Here is a 13,517-nt window from a genome sequence, read left to right as displayed (position 1 = left end):
TCTCAACCCGCCAAGCGGGCATGCATCCGTTGATTTCGGAATCCAGAATGTCTTTCGGGCGCACTATTGTGCGTTTCGGGCTTGCCGACCACGCCCTGCACGAGCCTGTCCATTTCGCCTATTACGTGCGCGAGTTCCGCCGTGATCACCGCGAATTCGCGGCCGAACTGGCCGGCGCGAGCGGCAGCCACCCGTGCATTGAGCGCGACGATGTTCGCGCGCAGTGAAATGGCAGCGAGTTCGTCGACAATGCCGGCCTGGCGCTTCGCCGCGGCGGCTTCCACACTACGCAGTTCGTCCTGGTACGCCTGGGTCAGCGCTTGCAACAGTTCGAGCAGCGGCGTGGCGGCAGCGGTGAGTTCCGTCACGGCTGCCTCGCACCCGCTATCGGCCGCTGCGAATTGGACTGAGCGCTCGAGGCACGCGCAGGCGTGGGCAGCGAGTTGCATGAACGCGCGTATACGCTCGTCGGCCTTGCGCGCGCCGAAGTAGAGTTCGCGCAACGCCGTCGAGAACACGCCGGGAAAATGATCGTCACCGTCTACTAGCCGCGTGTGCGAAGCCGCGAACGCGTCGAGGCAGTCGCGCGCGACGACGAGCGCGGCCGTGTCGCCGCGCAAGCCGAGCAGCGCATGCAGGACCACGCGCTGCGAGAGCATGCGCTGGCGCCCGGCTAGATTGATGAGTTCGCCGACGATTTCCGCAGAGATGTCAGGTATCGGTTCCCGCATGGTCATCTTTAGTTGTCCAAATCGCATCGCCAGGTGTTTGTCGGAACCACGGCGTTTGTGCGACGCGCATAAAAAAAGCGTCCCGAAGCGCACCCGCCACGCACGCTGTGCCGTGGAGTGCCGCTTCGGGACGCCGTTGCCCCGCACGATCGAATGATCCCGCGCACCGCGGGACGATGATGCATTCATTGGAGCCGTCATTGGCTCCGGTAGCGACAAAGCAATAGGTATGCCACCCGCCCCACATGCAAACCGCGCGCCCCGCATAGCGCCCGGCTGGCGCGGGTTTCACGGCCCACGCAGGGCGCGTAGCTCGCGAAACGGCGACCGACTGCGCGCCACCAATCGTGTGCTTCAGGTGACTGCTGCTGGTGCACTGCAACGAAGCCCCGCACCATCGCCGGGCACTATCTTGCCCTCCGGCGCTACCGCACTACTCTGTAAACATGGATGGGTGGGCCGCGCCAGCGCTCATGCGCAACGCCGGCCTGGGAGGTGCATCATGAAGGCAACCGCAATCGCCCTCACGCTCGCATGGGGCGCCGTCAGCCTTGGAGGGCTCGTTATCCCGTCTGCGGCGAGCGCCGCGAATCAAGCGACGATTGCTATCGTCTCCGGCACTTACGGCAGCAACTGCGGCGCGCCACACGGCAATGTCACGCGCGATCTCGCCGCGCACTGTGACGGTTTGCGAACCTGCAGCTATCCGGTGTCGATGGTCGCCGCGCAGTCAGACGGCTGTCGCAATGACTATCTCGCCGAGTGGCGCTGCGGCGGTCATGAATTCCACAACGCCGCACTGGCTCCCGGTGCGGGCGACGGCGATCGACTCATTCTCAGTTGCGAGCCTTCGAGTGGTCCGGGGCATTGAGGCCTGCAAACAAGAATCAGAATCAGAAACGCAACCCGCGCATGACGCCATTTTCAGCGCACTGCTAACCACTTTTTTCGCCGGTCCAAAGCGGGCCGCGCGTTCATTGTCCCTTTTCAGTGCGTGTAATAGACTCAATTCGACGACGCGCTCCGCACAACTCACAGGCGACTGCAAACATCGTAGAGTCGTGCTCCCTGTCACGGGGTCATGCCAGGAAGGAGCGCAACGTCGGCGGACAGTTTCTCGTACTACCTGGAATTCCGGCGGCCCTCGCCGGAACGCGATAGGAGCCTGGGCGCGTCTGGATTGCACGCCCGGTCAGCGAGGAGACACAAACGATGCTGCTGCCCACTAGATCAACGCCGAAGGCGCAGTCCCGGGATTTGCTCGATGTCCTGATTCGCGCCGCGCTCATTGCCGTCCTGGCGATGTTTTGCTTTCGCATCTTCGCCCCGTTCCTCGACCTCATGGTGTGGTCCGTGATTCTCGCGGTCACGCTCTATCCGCTGCAAACGAAGCTGCAGCGCAGCTTCCCTCACAAGGATGGACTCATCGCCACGCTCATCATTCTCCTGGCGTTCGCCGTGATCCTCGCACCCACCTGGCTGCTCGGTGTCGCCGTCGCCGATTCGATCGAACATGCCATGAGCGTCGCGAAGGGCGGCACGTTTCATATCCCGCCTCCCGCCGACTCGATCGCTCACTGGCCAATCGTCGGTCAGCGCGTATACGACTTCTGGATGCAGGCGTCGACCGACATCGCCGGTCTCGTGCAGCGGTTCGCGCCGCAACTGAAGGCGGCTGGCCTTGCGCTGCTCGGCACGATCACCGGGCTTGGCGCCGCGCTGCTGATTTTCTTCGTAGCCCTGATCGTTGCGGGCATTCTCATGGCCCACGGCGAGTCAGGCTATCGCAGTACGGTGCAGATCGCGTCGCGCGTTTCCGGCCCGGAAAACGGCCCGCAAATCGCCGACCTTTGCACTGCCACGATTCGCGCTGTCGCCCAGGGCGTGGTGGGCATCGCGTTCATCCAGATGGTGTTGATCGGCGTCGGCTTTATCGTGATGGGCATTCCCGGCGCAGGCCTGCTCGCGCTGGCCGTGCTGCTGATCGGCATCATGCAGCTGCCCGCCACCCTCATTACCGTGCCCGTCATTATCTTCGTGATCATGACGCAGGGCGTGAGCACGGCGACCATCGTCTTCGCCGTTTACGAGTTCGTCGCCGGTCTCGCCGACAATGTACTCAAGCCGCTGCTGCTTGGCCGCGGCGTGGCCGTGCCGATGCCCGTGGTGCTGATCGGCGCGATTGGCGGCATGGTCACGGGCGGCGTAGTCGGCCTTTTCATCGGCCCGGTGATGCTCGCCGTCGGCTATCAACTGTTCTGGCGCTGGGTGAAAGACCAGCCGCAAGCCGAGCACGCACGAGAAGAACAGCAGGCTTGAGCCGCGAGGCCGCCCGGTGATCCTCTGCGAGCGCCCTTACTGGCTCCCGCTCGGCGCCTGCTGCCTGAGCACGCTATTGGGCGCGTGCATGCGCGTGGGCCCCGATTTTCAGCCGCAACGCGAAAGCTGGAGCGAACACTGGAGCAGCGCGTCGATCGAGCAGGTCACGTCGATCGCGGCACAAGCCGACGCGCAACCCGACGCGCGGCAATGGTGGCGTGTATTCGGAGACGAAAATCTCGAACAGCTGATTGCCGCGGCCGACGCGAACAACGGCGACCTGAAGATCGCCGCCTTGCGCGTGATCGAGGCGCGCGCCCAACTCGGCATCGCGCTCGCAGGGCGTTACCCGCAGGTGCAGCAGGCCAACGCCGACGTGCTGGCCTCGGCGCGCAAACGCCACGACGGTTTCGACCCGCGTTCGGGTGCGTACTTTCAGTACGGTCTTGGCTTCAGCATCGGCTGGGAGCTGGACTTCTGGGGGCGCTTCAGCCGCGCGATCGAATCGGCCGATGCCTCGTTCTTCGCCGCCCGGGACAACCGCGAGGACGCGCTCGTGCTCGTTCACGCGCAGGTCGCGGACACCTATTTCACGCTGCGCACGACCGAAGCGCGCCTGCGCATTGCGCGCGAAAACGCGCAACTGCAAAAGCGCAGCTACGAGATCACGCAAAAGCTCTTCAAGAGCGGCGAAACCGACGAGCTCGATCTCGAGCAGGCGAAAACCCAGTATCTCGGCACGCTGAGCAGCGTTCCCGTGTTCGAAAGCCAGATCGCGGTGGCGCGTCACGCGCTTAGCGTGCTCCTCGGGCGCCCCCCCGGCCCGCTGCCGGAGCTCGACGTGCAGCCGGCCAAGGCAGGCTTCGTCCCGCTCGTCGACCGTGCGGTGCTGGAGGACGTGCCCGCGAAGCTGTTGCTGCGCCGGCCGGACGTACGCGCCGCGGAGCAGCAGATGGCCGCGCAGTCGGCGTTGATCGGCGTGGCGAAGGCCGACCTGTATCCGTCCATTTCGCTCGTTGGCTCACTCGCCTGGAGCGCCAGTTCGCTTGCGGGCGCGCCGAGCACGCTTGGCGTGGCGGGCGGGCCGAGCATTACATGGAACCTGTTCGATCACGGCCTCATCACGAACAACGTGCGCGTGCAGGACGCCCGTCTGCAGCAATTGATCGTCGCGTATCAGGACACCGCGCGCGACGCGGCGCGCGAAGCCGACGACGCCGCAACGGCGCTGAACGCGGCGCTGCAGCGCGACACGATCCTGCACGACGCGCAAGGCGCGGCGCAGCGCTCGCTCACGCTCGCCAATACGATCTATCGCGAAGGGTACTCGGACTTCCAGCGCGTGCTCGACGCGCAGCGCGCACTCTCCGCGCAGCAAGACGCGTTCGTCGTCAATCGCGGCAACGCCGTGAGCAGCCTGATTGCGCTGTACAAGGCCGTGGACGGCGGCTGGGATCTCGATCAGCCGCTCATCGATCCCGCGACCCGCGCCCAGATGCAGCGACGCACGGACTGGGGCGACCTGCTCGACGAACCGGCGTCGCCCGCTGCCGCGCAGGGTGCCGGCAACCGACAGGGCGGTCCGACACGATGAGCAGCGCGTCCGAACCTTCGAACCCGCGCGAGACGCAGCCGGCTTCCGACCCCTCCGGCAAGGCGCTCAAGTGGATTGTCATCCTGATTGTCGTCAGCCTGATCTGGTATCTGCTTGCCGATCGCTTCACGCCTTATACGCAGCAGGCGCGCATCGCTGCCTACGTCGTGCCCGTTGCGGCTGAAGTGTCGGGACGCGTGACGCGCGTGCTCGTGCACAACAACCAGGAGGTCAACGCAGGCGACGTGCTGTTCGAAATCGACAGCGAGCAATACCGTATTGCCGCCGACCGCGCGCGCGCCGACCTCGAATCGACGCGGCGGCAAATCGGCGCGAGCACGGCAGGCGTCGAGTCGGCGCAAGCCTCATTGCGCGCGGCGCTCGCCAACGAGGTCAAGGCGCGCCAGGACAGCGACCGGCTCGAACGGCTGTACCGCGAAGACGAGGGCACGGTCTCGCTGCGGCGGCTCGAAGTGGCGCGCGCGACGCACGAGCAGGCGCAAAGCCAGGTCGAAGCCGCCCGGGCCGAAGTCGAACGCGCACGCGAACAGCAAGGCGGCAACGAAGCGGAGAACGCCCAGTTGCGCAGCGCGGCGGGCGCGCTCGAAAAGGCCGAACTCGATCTCGCCAACACGCGTATTCGCGCGCGCCCGGCCGGCGTCATCACCGACCTGCGCACGGAAGTCGGCCAGTTCGCGGCCGCGGGCAATCCGGTCATGACGCTGATCGCCATTCACGATGTCTGGGTCAGCGCGGACATGACGGAGAACAATCTGGGCCGGCTCCATGCGGGCACGCCCGTCGCCATCGCGCTGGACGCGCTGCCGGGCGAAGTGTTCGCCGGACGCATCCGCAGCATCGGCTATGGCGTGAGCGTGGGACAGAGCACGCCGCCCGGCACCCTGCCGACCGTGCAGAATAGCCGCGATTGGCTGCGGCCCGCGCAACGCTTTCCCGTGATCGTCGAGTTCGACAGCGACGAGCGCGCACGGCTGCGCAACGTTCGCGTGGGCGGGCAGGCCGAAGTGATGGCGTTTCCGAGCGCCGGCAACCCGCTCAATCCGCTCGGCCGCGTGTTCCTGCGCGCGATGAGCTGGCTCTCCTACGTCTACTGAGGGGCGCCCATGCCAACGAGCCCATCGCTTCCCGGCCGCCGCGCGCTACGCGTGGCCTCCGGCACGGCGCTCACGCTTGCCGTCAGCTTCGCGCTCGACTTTCCGATTCCGGTGATCGCGCCGGTGCTCGCCGTCTTTCTGCTGGCGACGCAGAACCGGCCGCTTTCGCTCAAGGCAGCGCTCGCTCTCGCCGTAGTCGTTGCGCTCACGACGGGCAGCGGCCTGCTGCTCGTCCCCGTTCTGCGCTATTACGCGTTCGGGGGCGTGTTGCTCGTCGGCCTCTGTCTCTTCCTGGCGTTCCGCGCCGGCCTGCGTGGCGGCAATAATCTCGTGGCGACATTCCTCGCGGCAGGCCTCACGATGATCAGCGCGGCAGGCGTGGCCGACCAGCAACTCGCGGCCACAGTGGTCGGCGCGCTCGTAAAGGGACTGCTGCTCGCGGTGCTCGTCTCGGTCCTGAGTCACGCGCTCTTTCCCGAGCCCGGCGCCGCGGGTGCGGGCGCCAAACCCGCCGCGCGCGTCATGCCGCCGGACGCAGCGTCGCGCATCGCCTTGCAGGCCGCGCTCGTGGTCATGCCCGCCTGGCTGCTGGCGATGAACGACCCCGCGAGCTACATGCCGATCATCATGAAGTCCGTGAGCCTCGGCAGGCAAACCTGCACCACGTCGGCACGCGGCGCAGCGCGCGAACTGCTCGGCTCCACGGCGCTCGGCGGACTGCTCGCCGTCGCGTTCTGGTTTGCGCTCAGGCTCTTCGTGAATATCTGGATGTTCTATCTCTGGATGCTGCTGTTCGGTCTGCTCGTGGCGCGCAAGCTATATCGCATCCGCCCTACGCGTTACTCGCCCGGCTTCTGGCTGAACAGTCTCGTCACCATGATCATTCTGCTGGGTCAGTCGGTCGAGGACAGCGTGGCGGGCAAGGACGTGTACCGCGCATTTGCCGTGCGCATGGCGCTCTTTCTCGCCGTCACCGCTTACGCGTGTCTGATGCTGCAGATAGTCGAGCGTTTCGCACGGCGCGGCGCAACCGCACTCAAGAGGAATACGCCATGAACGATGCGTCAACGAGCGCGGACCATGCCCCGAACGCACGCGATATTCTGCTGGAACCGGGGCGGCGCCTGCTTCTGGGCGGCCTGCTACTGCGCGGACTGGTCGGCGTGAAGGCGGCCTCACGCCATGCGCAATCGGGTGTGAGAAGGCTTTAAGCGAATTCGAGCAGGTGTAATCAGACCCAATCGGGCATCGGGACCCGGCAGGATCGAACATGACGAACACCACCGTCCATTGGCTGCAACTGCGCATCGCGCTAGTGAAGACTGGCGTGGCGATGCTCGCCGCAGTGCTGCCGTGGCATGCGCACGCGCAGAACGTACCGGGCCAGCTGTCGAACCAGACCGTGATAGGCGGCAACATCAAGCAGCATGCGGACGCCGTGCTGTCCATCATGACCTACACCACAGTGCCGGACGTCACCACCAGCTCGCTTTCGATCAACAACGGCACCACCGGCAACCCGGGCTTCGGGCAAACACAGCTAGGCGGTGGTTTCACGCTGAGTCGGTCGTTTCCGTTGTACATGGAAGGCACGATCGCCTATAGCCGCTACGACCCGACGTTCATCGCGACCGACGGAACCGAGACACGCGCTGTGCCCACCAGGTGGAATACCTTCAGCGGCACGGTGGGGCTTGGCTGGGACTTCCGCATCACCAACGAACTCGTGTTTCGCCCGATCATAAACGGCACGATTGGCCGTGTTTCCAGCGATCTGCGAATCGGACAAACGCTGTTCAACCATGTCACGGACAGCAATCTCCAGTTCCTCAATAACGGCTATCTGGACGCGTATGGCTACGGCGGCTCGCTCATGCTCGACTATGAGCACTACCGAGAAAACTACGAAATCGATGCAGAACTACGCGCGACCGATATCTACCTGCGCAGCTTCGGCGGGAGTTCTGAAGCCGTTCAAGGTTCTGCGATGGCACAGCAAGTGAGCCTCTGGACGCGCTGGCGCGCGCCGACGGGTTGGCACGCGCTCGACAAGCCGGTGCGCTACGTGCTGGAGTTCGCCTACTCGCATTACTTCGGTGACAGCGCCGGGGTGCTCGGCTTCAACGAACTCACTTCGCTGGGCGTGGGCCTGGAACTCGACAGCAGCGCGCATCCCGTCATCATTACCCGAACGCGGGCGATGGTCCGCTATGTGTTTGGCCACAACGTGCGCGGCGTGTCGTTCGGGCTGGCGGTCAGCTTTTAGGAATTCGAACGATGGATGCGTGAGGTAAATTACGATGAGTCCGAGAGGTGAGCGTCAACTACATTCAACGGCAGGTTCCGCATCGAGGCGTCTCGCGCTCGCGGGCGTTTGGGCCTGTCTGCCGCCACTGGCGGGATGCCCTACTACGCGGCGCCACCGGGCACCGTGGTCATGACGCCCGCCAGCTACGACCAGCGCATGGGGCGCCAGGGGATCGTTTTCCGATTGAACGCGGGGCCCGCGAACGCCGCCCCACCCGCTTATGCAACGTGCGCGGCAAACCCCGTGCGTTCCGGCGCAACGTCTTCACGCAGCGTGAGTGCCGGAATGTCATACGCACCGCCATTTTGCTTGCGGAACGCGATCGGTTCGGTCTGCGCCAGCGCATCCAGGCGAGCGCCGAGCGCGTCGCGTGTTTGCGCATAGCGCTCCTCGTCCATGCGCCCCGTGCGATACACGAGAAACGGCGGCAGCACGTCGTAGCCCGGGTAATAGAGCACGCCATGATGGATCGGAAACAGAATGTCGTCGATCGGGCCGTTCACGCCCCGAGGCCCGTAGTGCGACGCCCAGCCGCCCATCGTCACGACGAGCATCGCGCGCTTGCCGGCCAGCGTCCCTTCGCCGTAGCGGTCGCCCCAGCGCACGTCGGAGTGCTCGCCCACGCCATAGGCGAAGCCGTACGCGAAAACACGCTCCACCCAGCCCTTGAGGATGGCAGGCATGGAGAACCACCAGAGCGGAAATTGCAGGATGAGCGTATCGGCCCACAAGAGTTTGGCCTGCTCCTGCGCGATGTCCCCGGTCTGGAGGCCGTTCTCGAAAGCGTGCTTCGAATCGAGCGACGGATCAAACGGCGTGTCGCGCCGGCGTTCGACGCTGTCCTGAGCGTCGAGCGCCGCTTTCCAGTTCATGGCATAGAGGTCGGACACCTGAACGGCGTGCCCCGCCGCCTCGAGACGCCGCACGGTGAAATCTCTGAGCGCGCCGTTGAGCGACTTCGGCTCGGGATGCGCATAGACGAGCAGGATATTCATGGGGAGGGCTCCGTGAAGTGGTACGAACCCAGCTTAGTTGCCCGGCTGCTATAGTGAAAATGAATAACGAGAATACCAGCCATTATGTCCGCTAATTTACGCAGCCTCGACCTCAACCTGCTCGTCACGCTCGACGTGCTGCTCGCCGAGCACAACGTCACGCGCGCGGCGCGGCGCCTGAACTTCTCGCAACCGTCGGTTAGCGTGCATCTCGCGCGGCTGCGCGAGATATTGGGCGATCCACTGCTGCTGCCAGGCCCACGCGGCATGCAGCCTACGGCACGCGCGCTCGCCTTGCGCGAACCCCTGCGCGAGGCACTCGAGTCGCTCGAGCGCGCCATTGCGCCCGAGAGCCCGTTCTATCCCGCCAGCGCCCACGATACCTGGTGCGTGGCCGCGAGCGACTATGGCGAGTCCACCATCGCGTTGCCGGCGCTGCGCGGCTTGCGCGAGGCCGCGCCGCATACGCGCCTTGCCGTGGTGGAACTCGCGCCGGCGCGCGTCGCGAAGCAGGCGGCGCAGGGCGAAATCGATCTGGCCTTCCATACCACCAGCGACGCACCCGAGAACCTGCGCCGACGCGCGCTCTTCACCGAGCGCTACGTGCTCGCGGGCCGCGCGGACCATCCGCGCCTCAAGCGCCGTCCGGGCGTCAAGCAGTTCTGCGCACTGGAGCACGTCATCGTCTCGCCCGATGGCGGCGGATTTCGCGGCATCACCGACGAAACGCTTTCACAAGCCGGACTCACGCGGCGCGTCGTGCTCTCCGTTCCGCACTTCCTCTTTGTCATTTCCGTACTCGAACGCAGCGACCTGGTAGCGATGCTGCCGTGGCGGCTCGTGCGCGAAAGCACGGCACTTCGCGTGGTCGAACCGCCTGTCGAGGTACCCGGCTACGAAATGTGCATGCTCTGGCACGAGCGCTCGCATCGCGACCCCGCGCATCGCTGGCTGCGCGAGCAAATCGCCCTCGCTGTTTAACTGCGTGAGACGGACAGACGCCGAAGAGAACAACACGATGTCACCCAGTCGCGCACGTCGGCGCCTGAAAAGCCGGTGCGCGATATCGCTAGCAAACCTGTCGCGTAGGCGCTCGCGTCAGCCAGCATGTCAATGGCATCGGCGAGTCATCCGCTGGAGCCAGGGAACATTGTCACGACTGCAAGATAAGGAAGCCTTAAGAATCATTCCCTAAGCTCGCCACAGGGAATTCATAAGTCGAAGCGCATTCTGCGCCGTCCCATAGGGCTACACACTTCCCTGGTCGGGCAAGGGTGAACTCGCAGGAACTGATGAATGAGCCATGTAGATGCGAGCAGACCGGCAACGCTGACGCGCATTGCGCGCGCATCCGCACCGGCTAGTCGTGAAAGGAAATGGAAAGGCAGGATTCACGTATGTCGGTTCAGGTCGTATGGGCACGGGCTGGACGGCGAACCGCACTTTCAATGCGTTGAATGCGGCGTGTTTATGGTGCGTGGCGTCCTGTATGGCCCAGATTGACTCCCCTTGATGTTCCGCAGCCCATGCGGCCAACAGCGGGCAGTCGTGAATTGCTTCAGAATACTGGCTGGCCAATTCACTGAGGCTACACATGGTTAATTCGTCTGCTATTGCGACAGTCTTTTCCGTCTATGCGGCAGCTGTCGTCATACCTGGGCCGAACTTCGTCGCAATCACTCAGAAGGCGGTAGCCGGCAGACGCTCCGACGCGCTCGCGCTTGTCGCCGGGATCGTGACGGTGAATCTGTTCTGGGCGACTTGCGCCATTCTTGGTATCGGCATGGTGTTCGCTATTTTCCCGTGGCTCGCTGTCGGTATCAGGCTTGCTGGCGCGGCCTATCTGATCTGGTTCGGGGTGCGGCTCATTGTGTCGGCACGGGCAACCCCCTCCGAAACACGTCACCCAACGAAGGCGCCTCTGTTTCGTGCCGCGTTCCTGCAAGGTATCGCGACAAATATCGCGAACCCGAAGTCCATCGCCTTTTATGCGGCGGTGTTTTCCTCAGCGGTGCCCACGCACGTTCCCATGCCGACGTTTTTCGCCATGCTTGCTACCGTCGGTGCAACAGCGACGTGCTGGTACGGAGCAGTCGCGCTCGTCCTATCGCACGCGGCGATTGCGACGGCGTATCGACGCGCGAAGTCATGGATCGACCTCACATGTGGTGGGCTCATGATTGCGCTGGGAATCCGGCAGGCATTTCGGTGAGCGAAGAGATGAAGTCGTTGGTCCGCAAGGGCGGGTGTTTCTTTTCTGAGAGCGAGCAGTAAGCAAGACAGCAGGGCGCCCTCTAACGCCTTCGCAGGCGGCCCCAATACCGTGCAATAGCGGTTACTCAAGAGGTGAAGCGCTACAAAGGTCGCGGCTCCGACTTCCTTCCGTTGCTCCGGTCGTGTCCTTGTGGTTGAAAGGTCTATGATGGGACTGTGAGCTTGCCATGCGTTGTCAGGACCCGAGCATCGAATGAAGCCACCACGTAATACCGACTCCGCCCCAGGGGAGTGGTACATCGACACAGCGTGCATCAATTGCGGTGCATCGCGTCATGTCGCGCCTGGGCTGATCGTCGAGCGAAACGACAAAAGTATCTTCGTTCGCCAGCCCGGCACGCCGGAAGAGCAGCTTGCTGCCTGGCGGGCGGTGTTCGTATGCCCAACGGCATCGGTACGCAGCGAAACGAAGCAGCTTCGTCCGAACGCGGTGATCTTTCCGCAGCAAATCACATCGGGCGTGTGGCGCTGTGGATTCAACTCACGCTCATCGTTTGGTGCACATTCGTATTTTGCCTCGCGCGCTGACGGCAATCTGCTGATCGACTCACCGCGCTACACGGCCGAGCTCGTCAAATGGTTCGACGACGCCGGTGGCATCGCACACATTCTCTTGTCGCATCGTGACGACGTCGCAGACGCGGACAAATACGCGCGCCGATTCGGCGCGCGCGTCTGGATTCACCGGGAGGACAGCTCGGCTGCCCCCTATGCAACCGATCTACTCGACGACGTGTCGGCGCCGACCATTGCAGCCGGCGTACAGGCAGTCCCCGTGCCCGGTCACACGCGGGGTAGCGTCGTGTATCTCCTCGACGATCGCATTCTCTGCTCCGGTGATTCGCTTGCCTGGAGCCCACGCGAGCAGGACCTCGTCGCATTCAGGGACGCGTGCTGGTACTCATGGGCCGAGCTCACCGAATCCCTCGGCAAGCTCGCCATGTATCGTTTCGAATGGCTGCTTCCTGGTCACGGCTGGCTCGCACACTTGCCGGCCAAGGAAATGAGTGCTCGCCTGGTCGCATTAGTTGCACGCATGCGAAACGGTTGAATCCGCCGCCAGTTCCGGACACTCGATCGCCAGGTGCACTTCACCGCGAAGCAGACGCGTGAGAGCTCTCTCTACTCGCTAGAAGCGCTCGGCGCACCAGCACACGACGTCTTCCTTATCCGGCACACGGTTTTCCCAGGTTCACTGGGCGCCGTCCCAGCGCCAGAAGCGACACAGGACGAACGGCACGGCCGTGGCTATTCCATGCCCTAAGGGAGCAATGCCATTTTGCGCCGCACGATGCGTAACAACGCATCCAACTCTGATGCGTGTTGCGCATTCCTGTAGGCGAGGCCGAATCCGATCCAGAATTCCCCTTCCTTGAGCGGCCTGAAAGTCGCACCGGCGCGCCGCACCTTCGTCATCGACTTCGGTATGAAGCCGATGCCCCGTCCGCTTGCCACTTCGGCCAGCAGGAGGTGGTGATCCGCGGGTTCCGTCAGTCTGCGGCTCGGCGCATGTCCGAGCTTCGCGAACACTTCCTCGTAGTGATCGAAGAATCCGGGATTTGTTCGGCGCTGCGGCCAGAACAGGGTTTGGTCATTCAACTGCGCGATCGACAGAACTTTGTGCCGCGCGAGCGGATGCCGCACGGGGATTACCGCGACCAGCGGCTCTTTGTGCAGCGGTTCAACCACAAGCTCCCCTGTTGCGCTGGGCAGTCCGATCAAGGCGACATCGAGCGCGCCACGCTGCAGGCGCCGGATAAGCTCGACGGAAATGGCGGCAACGAAAGCCAGCGACCCGCCAGGAACCGCTTTCTTGAAGGCAGGCTCGAGGGAAGGAAAGACCTCCGGGTCGAAGACCTTGGTATAACCGACCCTGAACTGCCGGGGCGTTCCCTTCGAATGCCGTCGTGCGGTTTCGATTGCCTCTGCGGCTTGAAGCAGCGTCTTCCTTGCCCCCTTCAGGAATGCGCTGCCCGCCGTCGTAAGATCCGCGCCCGCCGAATCGCGATTGAGCAACGTCACCCCGAGTTCGCTCTCGAGCTGTTTGATCTGGCGGCTTAGAGGCGGTTGTGACATGTGCAGTCGTTCGGCCGCGGCGCGGAAGGTGCCTTCCTCCGCCACTGCAACGAAGCACTCCAACTGGCGTAGATCGATTCGTATCCTCATGCAGAAAAGGTATCA

Annotated in this window: 13 protein-coding genes; 10 read left to right on the top strand and 3 right to left on the bottom strand. The window is 64.0% G+C overall.

What is annotated here, in order from left to right; translation table 11 throughout:
• Nucleotides 1-2: 2 nt before the first annotated feature.
• Nucleotides 3-737: a type IV pili methyl-accepting chemotaxis transducer N-terminal domain-containing protein gene (locus AB4Y36_RS25490; protein WP_368684454.1), complete on the bottom strand. Its 735-nt coding sequence runs from the start codon at nucleotides 735-737 to the stop codon at nucleotides 3-5.
• A gap of 496 nt (nucleotides 738-1,233) precedes the next feature.
• Between AB4Y36_RS25490 and AB4Y36_RS25485 the strand changes: the two genes are divergently transcribed.
• The 7 genes from AB4Y36_RS25485 to AB4Y36_RS25455 all read left to right on the top strand — a co-directional run bounded on the left by AB4Y36_RS25485 (nucleotide 1,234) and on the right by AB4Y36_RS25455 (nucleotide 8,025).
• Entirely contained in the window at nucleotides 1,234-1,602 is a 369-nt protein-coding gene (locus tag AB4Y36_RS25485) for a hypothetical protein (protein ID WP_256094897.1), read from the top strand.
• Between the two features lie 341 nt (nucleotides 1,603-1,943).
• Nucleotides 1,944-3,050: an AI-2E family transporter gene (locus tag AB4Y36_RS25480; RefSeq protein WP_342950051.1), complete on the top strand. Its 1,107-nt coding sequence runs from the start codon at nucleotides 1,944-1,946 to the stop codon at nucleotides 3,048-3,050.
• A gap of 64 nt (nucleotides 3,051-3,114) precedes the next feature.
• Nucleotides 3,115-4,644, top strand: a complete 1,530-nt coding sequence (locus tag AB4Y36_RS25475; protein ID WP_368684533.1) for a TolC family protein — start codon at nucleotides 3,115-3,117, stop codon at nucleotides 4,642-4,644.
• The gene (locus tag AB4Y36_RS25470) at nucleotides 4,641-5,759 is read left to right on the top strand and encodes an HlyD family secretion protein (RefSeq protein WP_368684453.1); all 1,119 of its coding nucleotides are present in this window, start codon (nucleotides 4,641-4,643) and stop codon (nucleotides 5,757-5,759) included. The genes AB4Y36_RS25475 and AB4Y36_RS25470 overlap by 4 nt, the downstream gene beginning before the upstream one ends.
• 9 nt (nucleotides 5,760-5,768) lie before the next feature.
• The gene (locus tag AB4Y36_RS25465; RefSeq protein WP_368684452.1) at nucleotides 5,769-6,815 is read left to right on the top strand and encodes a DUF2955 domain-containing protein; all 1,047 of its coding nucleotides are present in this window, start codon (nucleotides 5,769-5,771) and stop codon (nucleotides 6,813-6,815) included.
• Nucleotides 6,812-6,970 carry a hypothetical protein gene (locus AB4Y36_RS25460; RefSeq protein ID WP_342950054.1) on the top strand — a complete coding sequence of 53 codons (159 nt, stop codon included), beginning with the start codon at nucleotides 6,812-6,814 and terminating at the stop codon, nucleotides 6,968-6,970. The genes AB4Y36_RS25465 and AB4Y36_RS25460 overlap by 4 nt, the downstream gene beginning before the upstream one ends.
• A gap of 122 nt (nucleotides 6,971-7,092) precedes the next feature.
• A complete protein-coding gene (locus AB4Y36_RS25455) occupies nucleotides 7,093-8,025 on the top strand; it encodes a hypothetical protein (protein WP_368602330.1) in 933 nt (310 codons plus the stop codon).
• Nucleotides 8,026-8,285: 260 nt separating this feature from the next.
• Here AB4Y36_RS25455 and AB4Y36_RS25450 read toward each other — a convergent pair whose 3' ends face one another.
• The gene (locus AB4Y36_RS25450) at nucleotides 8,286-9,062 is read right to left on the bottom strand and encodes an NAD(P)H-dependent oxidoreductase (protein WP_368684451.1); all 777 of its coding nucleotides are present in this window, start codon (nucleotides 9,060-9,062) and stop codon (nucleotides 8,286-8,288) included.
• A gap of 84 nt (nucleotides 9,063-9,146) precedes the next feature.
• Between AB4Y36_RS25450 and AB4Y36_RS25445 the strand changes: the two genes are divergently transcribed.
• The 3 genes from AB4Y36_RS25445 to AB4Y36_RS25435 all read left to right on the top strand — a co-directional run bounded on the left by AB4Y36_RS25445 (nucleotide 9,147) and on the right by AB4Y36_RS25435 (nucleotide 12,387).
• Entirely contained in the window at nucleotides 9,147-10,043 is an 897-nt protein-coding gene (locus tag AB4Y36_RS25445) for a LysR family transcriptional regulator (RefSeq protein ID WP_368684450.1), read from the top strand.
• Nucleotides 10,044-10,656: 613 nt separating this feature from the next.
• Nucleotides 10,657-11,274, top strand: a complete 618-nt coding sequence (locus tag AB4Y36_RS25440) for a LysE family translocator (protein WP_368684449.1) — start codon at nucleotides 10,657-10,659, stop codon at nucleotides 11,272-11,274.
• A 255-nt stretch (nucleotides 11,275-11,529) separates the two neighbouring features.
• Nucleotides 11,530-12,387, top strand: a complete 858-nt coding sequence (locus AB4Y36_RS25435) for an MBL fold metallo-hydrolase (RefSeq protein WP_368684532.1) — start codon at nucleotides 11,530-11,532, stop codon at nucleotides 12,385-12,387.
• A gap of 209 nt (nucleotides 12,388-12,596) precedes the next feature.
• Here the strand turns inward: AB4Y36_RS25435 and AB4Y36_RS25430 are convergent, their stop codons facing one another.
• Entirely contained in the window at nucleotides 12,597-13,502 is a 906-nt protein-coding gene (locus tag AB4Y36_RS25430) for a LysR family transcriptional regulator (RefSeq protein WP_368684448.1), read from the bottom strand.
• Between the last annotated feature and the right edge of the window lie 15 nt (nucleotides 13,503-13,517).

This window comes from Paraburkholderia sp. BR10936, from assembly GCF_040965735.1.
Taxonomy (GTDB): domain Bacteria; phylum Pseudomonadota; class Gammaproteobacteria; order Burkholderiales; family Burkholderiaceae; genus Paraburkholderia; species Paraburkholderia nodosa_A.
This window is presented reverse-complemented; position numbering and strand designations above follow the sequence as displayed.

Excerpts from the sequence above, each read along its gene's own strand:
- AB4Y36_RS25445 (WP_368684450.1), top strand. The coding sequence starts at position 9,147 with ATGTCCGCTAATTTACGCAGCCTCGACCTCAACCTGCTCGTCACGCTC.
- AB4Y36_RS25465 (WP_368684452.1), top strand. The coding sequence starts at position 5,769 with ATGCCAACGAGCCCATCGCTTCCCGGCCGCCGCGCGCTACGCGTGGCC.
- AB4Y36_RS25430 (WP_368684448.1), bottom strand. The coding sequence starts at position 13,502 with ATGAGGATACGAATCGATCTACGCCAGTTGGAGTGCTTCGTTGCAGTG.
- AB4Y36_RS25460 (WP_342950054.1), top strand. The coding sequence starts at position 6,812 with ATGAACGATGCGTCAACGAGCGCGGACCATGCCCCGAACGCACGCGAT.
- AB4Y36_RS25490 (WP_368684454.1), bottom strand. The coding sequence starts at position 737 with ATGACCATGCGGGAACCGATACCTGACATCTCTGCGGAAATCGTCGGC.
- AB4Y36_RS25455 (WP_368602330.1), top strand. The coding sequence starts at position 7,093 with ATGCTCGCCGCAGTGCTGCCGTGGCATGCGCACGCGCAGAACGTACCG.
- AB4Y36_RS25440 (WP_368684449.1), top strand. The coding sequence starts at position 10,657 with ATGGTTAATTCGTCTGCTATTGCGACAGTCTTTTCCGTCTATGCGGCA.
- AB4Y36_RS25485 (WP_256094897.1), top strand. The coding sequence starts at position 1,234 with ATGAAGGCAACCGCAATCGCCCTCACGCTCGCATGGGGCGCCGTCAGC.
- AB4Y36_RS25435 (WP_368684532.1), top strand. The coding sequence starts at position 11,530 with ATGAAGCCACCACGTAATACCGACTCCGCCCCAGGGGAGTGGTACATC.
- AB4Y36_RS25480 (WP_342950051.1), top strand. The coding sequence starts at position 1,944 with ATGCTGCTGCCCACTAGATCAACGCCGAAGGCGCAGTCCCGGGATTTG.
- AB4Y36_RS25470 (WP_368684453.1), top strand. The coding sequence starts at position 4,641 with ATGAGCAGCGCGTCCGAACCTTCGAACCCGCGCGAGACGCAGCCGGCT.
- AB4Y36_RS25450 (WP_368684451.1), bottom strand. The coding sequence starts at position 9,062 with ATGAATATCCTGCTCGTCTATGCGCATCCCGAGCCGAAGTCGCTCAAC.